The sequence below is a fragment of the Moraxella nonliquefaciens genome (assembly GCF_001679005.1).
Classification (GTDB): Bacteria; Pseudomonadota; Gammaproteobacteria; order Pseudomonadales; family Moraxellaceae; genus Moraxella; species Moraxella nonliquefaciens.
On record NZ_LXTW01000004.1, the window covers coordinates 38867 to 48832 of the forward strand.

Here is a 9966-nt window from a genome sequence, read left to right on the forward strand (position 1 = left end):
ATGTCTAAGCAATCAACGCCTAAGTCAGGCATTCCATTAAATCCATTAGCTTTTATTCGTAAGTATGATGAGCTATGGCATCGTATGCTATTTTTGCTTGGAGCGTTGGTTGTCTATCGTTTAGGTTCGCACATTCCTGTACCGGGCATGAATCCTATTCGTCTTGCTCAGTTTTTTGATGGTAGTCAGAATACCTTTTTGGGCATGTTTAACATGTTTTCAGGAGGTGCTTTGGAGCGTATGTCTATTATGGCACTAGGTATTATGCCTTATATTTCAGCATCTATTGTGGTGCAGATGATGTCAGCTGTGCTACCTTCGCTTGATGCCTTAAAAAAAGAAGGTGAATCTGGACGACGCATTTTGAATAAATACACAAGACAAGGCACGCTTGCTTTGGCATTTGTACAGGCAGTGGGTATGTCAGCAGGTCTTGTTGCTGGCGGTCTGACATTAAGTTCTGGTTTGACTTTCATGATTCCTGCGGTAACTTCATTGGTTGCAGGAGCGATGTTTTTGATGTGGCTTGGTGAGCAAATTACCGAGCGCGGCATAGGTAATGGTATATCCATGCTTATTTTTGCCAGTATCATATCAAGCACTCCTAGCATGATTGCAGGTGTGTTTAGCCAAGACATGAATTTAATGGTTGTGTTTATCTTTGCTTTATTGGGTTTGGCGGTGACGGCTGGTATTGTATATATCGAACGTGCTCAACGCCGTGTGCCTGTTAATTATGCTCAAAAACAGCAAGAAGGGCGTAAAGTTTATGCCCAGCAACAATCACATTTACCGTTAAAACTTAACATGGCAGGTGTGATTCCAGCGATTTTTGCCAGTTCATTACTACTACTGCCTGCAAGCCTGGGGCAATGGGCAGGTTCTTCAGCGAATCCAAGTACACTGCAAAATATCATGCAAAATATTTCACTTGTTTTACAACCAGGCAGTCCTTTATATCTATTACTGTTTGGTGTGTTAATCATCTTTTTCTGTTATTTTTATACGGCACTGATGTTTAATCCAGGTGAAGTGGCGGAAAATTTAAAACGCAGTGGTGCTTATATTCCTGGTATTCGTCCAGGACAGCAAACAAAACGATATTTGGATTTTGTCCTAAATCGCCTAACATTTATTGGTGCGATGTATATGGCAATTATTTGTCTAATGCCAATGGTTGTGCAAACCTCATTTGGTGTGCCTTTTCAGTTAGGTGGTGCATCTTTATTGATTATGGTTGTTGTACTTATGGACTTTATCGCACAAATACAGGCACATCTGATGACTCATCAATATCATGATCAAACATTAATCCAGTCTAAATGACACTAGGAGTAAATATGAAAGTTCAAGCATCTGTAAAAAAAATCTGTGGTGGTTGTAAAATCGTACGCCGTAAAGGTAAAGTATTGGTTATTTGCAGTTCGGAGCCACGTCATAAACAACGTCAAGGTTAATTTTACAAATTAATACTTGCAATTTTGTAGTGGATAATGTATTATTCACCACTTGCCATGCTGCTATTTAGAATAGCAGTAGAGTAAAATAGCAAATGTTTTAGCATTTGTGCTAACGGAGAGAAATCAATGGCTCGTATTGCCGGTGTAAACATTCCGGACAACAAACACGCTGTGATTTCGCTAACTTACATTTTTGGTATTGGTCGCACTACCGCTAAGAAAATCTTGGCAACCGTAGGTATTGGCGAGACTACCAAGATTGGTCAGTTAGATGATTCACAACTGGATGCTGTTCGTGCAGAAGTTGCAAATTACGCTACCGAAGGTGACCTTCGTCGCGAAATTTCAATGAACATCAAGCGTTTAGTCGATTTGGGTTGCTACCGTGGTCTTCGTCACCGCCGTGGTCTTCCAGTTCGTGGTCAACGCACTAAAACTAACGCGCGTACCCGTAAAGGTCCTCGCAAAGCAATTAAAAAGTAACTAATTTAGGAAGCTAAAAGATGGCAAAAGACACTCGTAGCCGCAAAAAAGTGGCACGTCGTTCGGTATCTGAAGGTATCGCCCATATCCATGCGTCTTTTAATAACACCATTGTAACCATTACTGACCGTCAAGGTAATGCATTGGCTTGGGCCACCTCAGGTGGGCAAGGCTTCCGTGGTTCACGTAAATCAACACCATTTGCAGCTCAGGTTGCAGCTGAGGTTGCTGGTAAAACAGCACAAGAAACCTATGGTGTTAAGAATGTTGATGTCTTGGTGAAAGGTCCAGGACCAGGTCGTGAGTCTGCGGTTCGTGCATTAGGTGCATTGGGTTATAAAATTAACAGCATTAGTGATGTAACTCCAATTCCACACAACGGCTGTCGCCCACCTAAGAAACGTCGCGTTTAAGGAGATAACTCATGGCCCGTTATATTGGTCCAAAATTAAAATTGTCTCGCCGTGAAGGTACTGACCTGCAATTAAAATCAGGTGTAAAACCTTACGATGTTAAGACAAAAAAATCAGGTCGTGTGCCTGGTCAACATGGTAATGGTCAAAATAAAGCCTCTGAATACGCTCTACAACTTCGTGAAAAACAAAAAGTAAAACGTATGTATGGTGTGCTTGAACGCCAATTCTCAAACTACTATAAAGAAGCCGCTCGTATGCGTGGCGCTACTGGTGAAAATCTACTTAGTATGCTAGAACGTCGTTTAGATAATGTCGTTTATCGCATGGGCTTTGGTGCTACTCGTGCAGAAGCACGCCAACTCGTCAGTCACCGTTCAATCTTGCTAAAAAAAGCAGATCGTGATGAATTTGTTCGTGTGAACATTCCATCAATTCAAGTTCAGGATGGTGATGTGATTGCTGTACACGAAAAGTCAAAAGAGCAACTTCGTATTAAAAATGCGGTAGAACTTGCGACTCAACGTGGCATTCCAGAGTGGCTAGAAGTTGATCATAGCAAATTACAGGGTACGTTTAAAACTGCACCAGATCGCAGTGACCTACCTGCTGAAATTAACGAAAGCTTGATTGTAGAACTATATTCTAAATAATCCGAACTGATCGAGGTGACTTATGACAAATGTAACTGAGTTTCTAACACCGTCTGCAATTAATGTAGATACGGTTAATGAGACGACTGCTAAGGTCACGCTCGAGCCGTTAGAACGTGGCTTTGGGCATACACTGGGTAATGCTCTTCGTCGCATTCTTTTGTCTTCGTTGTCTGGTGCTGCGGTGATTGAAGCTGAAATTGAAGGCGTTGATCATGAATATTCAACACTAGAGGGCTTGCAAGAAGATGTTCTTGATTTGCTTTTAAACCTAAAAGGTTTGGCAATCATTTTGCATGACCAAAACGAAGCTTATTTAACATTGGATAAGAAGGGGGCAGGTGTTGTAACTGCTGCTGATCTTGAATTACCACACAATATTGAGATTGCCAATCCTGAACTGGTACTTGGCACACTAAGTGAACGTGGGCATTTGAAAATGCGTTTACGTGTGGTGATGGGTCGTGGTTATGAGCCTGCTAATCAACGTCGTGAAGACACCAATACCAAAGCGATTGGGCGGTTGAAACTTGATGCGAGTTTTAGTCCTATTTTGCGTGTGGCTTATGATGTTGAAAATGCTCGTGTTGAGCAACGTACCGATCTTGATAAACTTATCATTGAGCTTGAAACTAATGGTACAATTGACCCTGAAGAGGCAATTCGCAAGGCTGCTACGATTTTACAACAACAAATTGCAATTTTTGTAGATCTAGAAGCTGAAGAAGCCCCTGAGCCAGTTAAAGAAAAAGAAGAGATTGACCCTGTGCTATTACGCCCAGTGGACGACCTTGAACTAACGGTTCGTTCAGCAAACTGCTTGAAAGCTGAAAACATTTACTACATCGGTGATTTGGTGCAACGTTCTGAAACTGAACTTCTAAAAACGCCAAATTTAGGTAAGAAATCATTAACCGAAATCAAAGACGTACTTGCGTCCAAAGGTTTGGAACTGGGCATGCGTTTAGAGACTTGGCCACCAAGTGATTTGCGAGTTGATGATCGTTTCTCTTACCGTAGCCGTTAATTTTAAAGGATACTGACCATGCGACATCGTAATAGCGGAGTCAAGCTGGGTCGCACCAGCAGCCATCGTAAGGCCATGTTTCAAAATATGACCAATTCATTAATTGAGCATGAGCTAATCAAAACCACTTTGGTAAAAGCAAAAGAGCTACGTCGTGTAGCAGAACCACTCATCACTTTGGCAAAAGAAGATAGTGTTGCAAATCGTCGTCTTGCTTTTAATCGTACTCGTAACAAGGCAACTGTTGGTAAGCTTTTCAATGAGCTAGGGCCACGTTACAAAACTCGTCCAGGTGGTTATTTGCGTATTATCAAATGCGGTTATCGTGATGGTGATAATGCACCAATGGCTTATGTGGAATTGGTTGACCGCCCATAACAGCCAACATTCCTAAAAAACCAAACCCTTTACAAGGTTTGGTTTTTTATTGCATGAAGGTTGATTTGATGGTATTTTTATTAAGCAAAAAGATGAATGGTGGTTCAAAACTATGACGGTATTGTACTAAGTCATTGTTTGCATAAAAAAATGAAATCAAAAGATTAAAGTGGTTTTGAGCTTTTTCAAAAAAGTCAATACGCCCTGGTTAAACGGTGTTAGTGAGGAGAGCTGCTATTTGCTGATTGCTTAAAGTAATGCCCAAGTTAAAGTTTTTTTAAACAAATATTGGGTCAGTGGTATGAGTCTGAGGCTTGAGTTTTTGGAGAAGTAAGCCGACTTCAAATCATCAGTTAGATATTGACTTGTCTGATGGTTTTTTATTGAGCATTCAAATATTCAAATAAGTGTGGAATGTGCAAGACAATTAAAATTATATAAAAGTTTCTCACTCAACGCCGATTGAGTACCAAACTGTTCATCAGATAAGTGTGTGAATATTTCATGATTCATTTGGATGTTCTGGTATGAGATGGGTTTATAGGAAGTTTATTGTAAATCATCCGATAAAGCTTCAATAAACTCTAAGTACCTCCCCAAAGTAAGATTTTTAAGGGGCAGATTCAACCACCAACTGCAATGCACCAAAAATCAGATTTTATCTCAAGAGGTGTTCTAAAGCCTAGCACTTTTCTTGGTCTATTGTTTAAATAATCTTCGACCTGCTGTATTTGTTCATCATCAATCACATCTAATCTGGCAGACTTAGGTAAAAATTGCCGTATGAGTTTATTGGTATTCTTATTAGTGCCACGCTCCCATGAATGATAAGGTTTTGCAAAATAAGGTCTAACAGACAAAAATCCTGCTCCCACCCCATTTGAAGTCTGATACCATATAGCTTTGAATGGGTTTTTTATGAAAGTTAAAAAGTATGTCTCCACTGTGGTTCTGCAAGCACCAAGAAAAATAGTAAAAAGCAGGGTAAACAAGAAAGATGGTGCAAGGATTGTTTTAGGTATTTTCTTGATAAAACTTACATCAGCAATGATGAGATTTGGCAAGAATACACGTAAGGCAAACAAACCCACAAATAACTTGCCATTAAGTACAACTTATCAGTGAGAACCATACAAAGACGGCTTACATTATGCCTTTGTTAAGTATGAAACCAATGATTTGTAACGAATCGGTAAAAGATATGTTTGCCTTACATAGCATTACCTGTGATGACAGACGGGGTTTATTAGGTGGCTTTGGGGACATACCCACACAAATGTGCCAATTTCATCAAATTGCCATTGTTCGGCGTTATTTAACCAAAAACCCTAAACACAAGTCAAGAACCCTTGCTCTTAGTTAAGAGCCCAACCACCAGTAATAAGCAGTGCTTTGGTAAAGCCCTAGATGAGTGGTATGACAAGCACAAAGATTATCTTAATGAACACACCACCAATGATGAGGGTAAAAGCTGGTATACACATAAAAGATTAGGACGTGCCTGCCTTTTAAAACAAGATTTAGCCATTTTTCATGCAAAAACGATTAGTTTATTTCTAAAATATTCTATATTATAAATAGTGTTATAAAGGGCAGGCACGCCCTAGTGCCACGCTCTCATGAATGATAAGTTTTTGCAAAATTGTCAACGCCTATCATGACCCTATAACCTCGTTTACGGTAGATTTTTTGACTCCTCAGGTTATGGTGAGATGTACCATCTTGGGCTTTGTTAGCATAGATGTGTTGATAAATGGTTTCTATGCTTGGTACATCAGTCCAACCGAGTACTTTAAGTCTGCCATTGATTTGTTCGAAGGAATAATATTGACTCAGTAAGTGCTTGATGTAAGCCCATACAAAGTCAGAAATACGATAGGCGTTGTTTGCTTTATGTGCTAGCTTTGCTTTGGGCTTGTTTCGGTCGATAACCACGTAGTCCTGTATTGCGTTTAATTTCACGGCTGATGATGGATTTATGACAGCCTAGTCGTCTAGCAGTTTCACTAATAGAAATATTGCTTTTCAAATCAGGTTGCACATTCCACTCCAAATGATCACCCATTCCACTCTTCACGTGACCACTTATTCCACTCTTATTTGACCACCCAATAAAAAACCACCAGCCAAGCCAATTTGCTCAACTGATGGTTTTGATGTCAACTTGCTTTTAAAAACGGCTATTTTCAAAACTGGGTGGAAATATCCACCCAAATAATATAAGGTTTAATTTTGTTAAATCAAATATTGGGTTGATTATGCGCAAGCTTCAAGCACTATTTTTGCAGCGGTTGTTTGAATTATCTAACTTTATCCTAAGTTGTCACCCATCCAATGTAACAATATTAAAACGCACTCAAAAGCAAGAACTGAATGCGTTTTAGCACACGGCGGATTTTATTTGCAGTAATGCTTTGAGATTGTATGACTAAAAAATATCAGTTTGTTAGCCCGAATTCCCACATGTGCATTTTATCAACCCCAGTACTACTACTTTGATTCTTTTGCATAAAATCATACACAATAGCAACATCTTTTTGATTTTTGGACTTAGCATTAATTGCAAACCAAATCATACCAAGTGTTTGAGGTTTACTACCCATTGGGAATAGCAATATAGTTATGTCATCATCCAAGGGATCGATTTTTTTCTTAATATGTTCATAGTTTTGTATTGGATCGTCTGAAGGAATCGGATGGATTCGTTGCTCTATTTTTTCCATTGAAGCTAGAAGCGTGAAATTTACGTCTACACTTCGCTTCTCCCAGCCAATATTAAATGGAGGTAGGCCTATTATGAAATATTTATCGTGCTCATTTTCCACTTCATCAGAATTTAAAAACCCAGCAAGCCGGAAAGCTTCATACCCCAGGCTAACAAAATAAGCTTTGCTACCTAGCTTCTTGGGCTCAAAGTATTGTAGGTAATCCATACCAGCACCATTTCCAGAAAGGGCATAATTATACGCCCCTTTTAAATGAGGAAATTTTGAAAAAGCATTAGATGAATTGCAATATTTTTGAGGTTCTATATAGTAAACAGTAAACTTCAAAAGGTTTTTTAAATAACCCATCTAATAAATGTGTAAGATCTGGCACATCAAAAGTGGTTATATCAACAAGAATTTTTTGGTTTTGAAACTCAGATAATTTTTCTGCAAAAGCACTGATGTGAACTTCTTGCCCCTCCATAGAAATAAGGACATTGTCTGATTGGTAGGCGCATCCAATTTCAACAACTTTAGGTTTTTTAATAAGAGTAGTGTCACTCATCATGCATTTCCAGAATTTTGTCCGATCATCGGTATCAATGTTCTGTCCAGAGAATACGACATCAAAATTCTTAATCCAAGGATGTTCTTTGCTTGGTTGGTATATGAAGTAGTTAATACACTCAATCATACTCATCAAAAATATCTCCTTGAATCTTCTTTTTATTTGAATTCTTAAACTTAAGTTTAAGTTCTTCAAATTGATTGTTACCTCCATTGCATATAATATTCAAATCATGTACCTCCAAAGTAATTTTGTGCATCTTTCTATAACTGATTCCAAAAGCAGGGCTGTACATTGGATTTAATTGGTAATCTAAATACGTTTCCTTAAACTGTTTTTTTCTTTGGTATTGGGATGATCGATGAGTACGTTCCAGCACAATAAAATTTTTGCTAGTATAGGTTTTTCACACATCCGCTCAATGTTCTCTTGATCATAATCTCCATGCTTGCATTAGACCGAAAAATTAGATGGTCAAGGATGTATAGAGCAATTAATTTATGAAGTGGCTTCTGAAAATTTCGGAGTCAAGACAAGATGGTGGTATCATCACATGAACATAAGTTTGACTTAAAAAGGAAGCTGTATTTATCAAGTATGCACTTCTTCTTATCACGCAGTTTGTTTCCTAGTTCTTTATCTCTTAATAATGACTCATAATCAGTAATAATGACTCATAATCAGCCATACAACATTCTCCCATTGCAAGGTATCTTGTTTTTAGATATCCATACTACTGCTTACTATATCATAAACAGCCAACAAGAGCAGTTTGTTGTTGGTTGCAGATAAATTTTGAATATAATCAACTGTATGACCCTTTAGTATTTCTGGATCGATATAGCAGTTATTTAATACAAATTTGCATAATACACTAAAGTTTTTAGATCTAATCTTTGCTTTATTATTTAGAATTTTGCTTATTTGAGATTGGTCTATGCCTGTACTTTTTACAATATAATTTGCTGTTATTTCTTTATTTTTTATCGCTTTTTTCAAATAAATTAGTTCGATTGGGAGATTGATATTTTTCATAATAGATTGTATAATATGAATCGGAAGAAATTTTTTGGACAAGTAGATACACCCCCACATATCGCAGTTTCTTTAATAGATATTGCCAATTTGAAATTTAACACTTTTTTGACCTGGGTGCAGGCTTGGGAAATCTTTCTAGCTCATTGCATGGTCGCTATCCTGGTGTGATGATTGAAATAGATTCAGAGCGAGCAAACTATCTCAAAAAATACGAGAGTGATGCACTTAGGGTTTATTGCGAGAATTTTTTGCACATTTCTTCTGGTTTTTTAGGCGACATTCCCAAGAATGCAACCTTGTTCTTGAGCAACCCGCCTTTTCATCGAGCAAAAAGTGGACATACTTTTATTTTTTTTTGAAAATATTGGAATCTATCATCAATTAGATATTGCCTTTTTAGATAAGGCGATCTCCCTGTCTTGCCAAACTTCATCTTTGCTATTTATTGTTTCAGCTCCTTTTATTAGTTTTTCTAGCTTTAAGCAGCATAGAAAAAAATTTCTTCAGAAATTTAATGAAGTCAGTGTTATTGCTCTGCCTGATAATATATACACTGGTGCCGAAGTTGATTCTTATGCGATTATCGCCAAAAATACAGACAAAAATATTCTCACTGTAGCCTACTAAGCATGGGGGCAGATGGAGAGATTCAAGATGCATTAGTGGTGAATGAAGAAGAGGCGTGTGAAAGCTTATGCTTCAATTTTCACACCAAAAAGAAAATCTTATTATCAAAAGTTGGTAAAAATCATGTCACAATCGCTAAAATTATCAAAGAGATACGACATGGTAGTAAAACTAAAAAACAATTTAGTGAACTAAATATTGATGCGCTACACATCACAGATTTAATTGACAAAGATCTTGTGTTAAAGCAAAGACAATATCATACCCCTCATGCGTTCAATTTTGCGAAAGAGAGAGACATCTTAATCCCTAGGGTTAGCAAGAGATCTATAATACGTGAATCTTTGGTTGCATCTGGTGCGGGTTACTATACTGACTCGATATTTAAATTACCGCCTCCACAGAAAATGAAACCGAAATCCTATGGGGTGTAATATCAAGTAATTTTGGAAAGGAATGGAGGGGTATTTATTCACAAGGGAAATGTGCCAAATATTTAACATGTGAAGCCTTAATGTCGATGCCTCTTTTGAATTAATTCCATAAAATACCCAGTTTCAAATCACCCTCACAATCACTTACTTTTGAGGGTGTTTTGATATCAACTTGCT

16 protein-coding genes and 1 pseudogene are annotated in these 9966 nt (G+C 38.0%); 12 read left to right on the forward strand and 5 right to left on the reverse strand.

Features of this window, described 5'->3' with window-relative positions:
• The 7 genes from secY (at position 1) to rplQ (ending at position 4414) form a co-directional block, all read left to right on the forward strand.
• Positions 1–1326 carry a preprotein translocase subunit SecY gene (gene secY / locus A7456_RS03050; protein ID WP_067007471.1) on the forward strand — a complete coding sequence of 442 codons (1326 nt, stop codon included), beginning with the start codon at positions 1–3 and terminating at the stop codon, positions 1324–1326.
• 14 nt (positions 1327–1340) lie between these two features.
• Positions 1341–1457: a 50S ribosomal protein L36 gene (gene rpmJ / locus A7456_RS03055; RefSeq protein WP_066885039.1), complete on the forward strand. Its 117-nt coding sequence runs from the start codon at positions 1341–1343 to the stop codon at positions 1455–1457.
• A 129-nt stretch (positions 1458–1586) separates the two neighbouring features.
• Positions 1587–1943, forward strand: coding sequence for a 30S ribosomal protein S13 (gene rpsM / locus A7456_RS03060; RefSeq protein WP_066885036.1), 357 nt, complete (start codon positions 1587–1589; stop codon positions 1941–1943).
• Positions 1944–1963: 20 nt separating this feature from the next.
• Positions 1964–2356, forward strand: a complete 393-nt coding sequence (rpsK, locus tag A7456_RS03065; RefSeq protein WP_003656963.1) for a 30S ribosomal protein S11 — start codon at positions 1964–1966, stop codon at positions 2354–2356.
• Between the two features lie 11 nt (positions 2357–2367).
• Positions 2368–3009, forward strand: coding sequence for a 30S ribosomal protein S4 (rpsD, locus tag A7456_RS03070; protein WP_066885032.1), 642 nt, complete (start codon positions 2368–2370; stop codon positions 3007–3009).
• A 22-nt stretch (positions 3010–3031) separates the two neighbouring features.
• Positions 3032–4036 (forward strand): DNA-directed RNA polymerase subunit alpha, encoded by a 1005-nt coding sequence (locus tag A7456_RS03075; protein ID WP_066885029.1) that lies wholly within the window; start codon positions 3032–3034, stop codon positions 4034–4036.
• 18 nt (positions 4037–4054) lie between these two features.
• A complete protein-coding gene (rplQ, locus tag A7456_RS03080; RefSeq protein ID WP_029102652.1) occupies positions 4055–4414 on the forward strand; it encodes a 50S ribosomal protein L17 in 360 nt (119 codons plus the stop codon).
• A gap of 623 nt (positions 4415–5037) precedes the next feature.
• Here the strand turns inward: rplQ and A7456_RS12080 are convergent.
• Positions 5038–5259, reverse strand: a pseudogene (locus tag A7456_RS12080) (transposase); the annotation flags it as partial.
• A gap of 356 nt (positions 5260–5615) precedes the next feature.
• On the opposite strand from A7456_RS12080, the gene A7456_RS11340 reads away from it, so the two are divergent.
• Entirely contained in the window at positions 5616–5777 is a 162-nt protein-coding gene (locus tag A7456_RS11340; protein ID WP_158512466.1) for a hypothetical protein, read from the forward strand.
• A complete protein-coding gene (locus A7456_RS03095; protein ID WP_067007476.1) occupies positions 5764–5991 on the forward strand; it encodes a hypothetical protein in 228 nt (75 codons plus the stop codon). Before A7456_RS11340 ends, A7456_RS03095 begins: the two co-directional genes overlap by 14 nt.
• Before the next feature lie 314 nt (positions 5992–6305).
• Here the strand turns inward: A7456_RS03095 and A7456_RS11145 are convergent, their stop codons facing one another.
• From A7456_RS11145 to A7456_RS03115, 4 genes are all read right to left on the reverse strand, one after another.
• Positions 6306–6455 (reverse strand): helix-turn-helix domain-containing protein, encoded by a 150-nt coding sequence (locus A7456_RS11145; RefSeq protein ID WP_158512467.1) that lies wholly within the window; start codon positions 6453–6455, stop codon positions 6306–6308.
• Between the two features lie 397 nt (positions 6456–6852).
• Positions 6853–7347, reverse strand: coding sequence for a hypothetical protein (locus A7456_RS03105; RefSeq protein ID WP_067007483.1), 495 nt, complete (start codon positions 7345–7347; stop codon positions 6853–6855).
• 67 nt (positions 7348–7414) lie between these two features.
• Positions 7415–7822 carry a hypothetical protein gene (locus A7456_RS03110; RefSeq protein WP_067007486.1) on the reverse strand — a complete coding sequence of 136 codons (408 nt, stop codon included), beginning with the start codon at positions 7820–7822 and terminating at the stop codon, positions 7415–7417.
• A 588-nt stretch (positions 7823–8410) separates the two neighbouring features.
• Positions 8411–8725 carry a helix-turn-helix domain-containing protein gene (locus tag A7456_RS03115; RefSeq protein ID WP_158512468.1) on the reverse strand — a complete coding sequence of 105 codons (315 nt, stop codon included), beginning with the start codon at positions 8723–8725 and terminating at the stop codon, positions 8411–8413.
• A 167-nt stretch (positions 8726–8892) separates the two neighbouring features.
• Between A7456_RS03115 and A7456_RS12020 the strand changes: the two genes are divergently transcribed.
• Genes A7456_RS12020 through A7456_RS03125 form a run of 3 tightly spaced genes read left to right on the forward strand, consistent with a single transcriptional unit; the run spans position 8893 to position 9789 of the window.
• Complete coding sequence (locus A7456_RS12020; protein WP_406946784.1) at positions 8893–9087, forward strand: hypothetical protein; 195 nt, start codon at positions 8893–8895, stop codon at positions 9085–9087.
• The gene (locus A7456_RS03120) at positions 9062–9355 is read left to right on the forward strand and encodes a DNA methyltransferase family protein (RefSeq protein WP_067007491.1); all 294 of its coding nucleotides are present in this window, start codon (positions 9062–9064) and stop codon (positions 9353–9355) included. The genes A7456_RS12020 and A7456_RS03120 overlap by 26 nt, the downstream gene beginning before the upstream one ends.
• Before the next feature lie 2 nt (positions 9356–9357).
• Positions 9358–9789 carry a hypothetical protein gene (locus A7456_RS03125; protein ID WP_067007495.1) on the forward strand — a complete coding sequence of 144 codons (432 nt, stop codon included), beginning with the start codon at positions 9358–9360 and terminating at the stop codon, positions 9787–9789.
• The last annotated feature ends 177 nt before the right edge of the window (positions 9790–9966 follow it).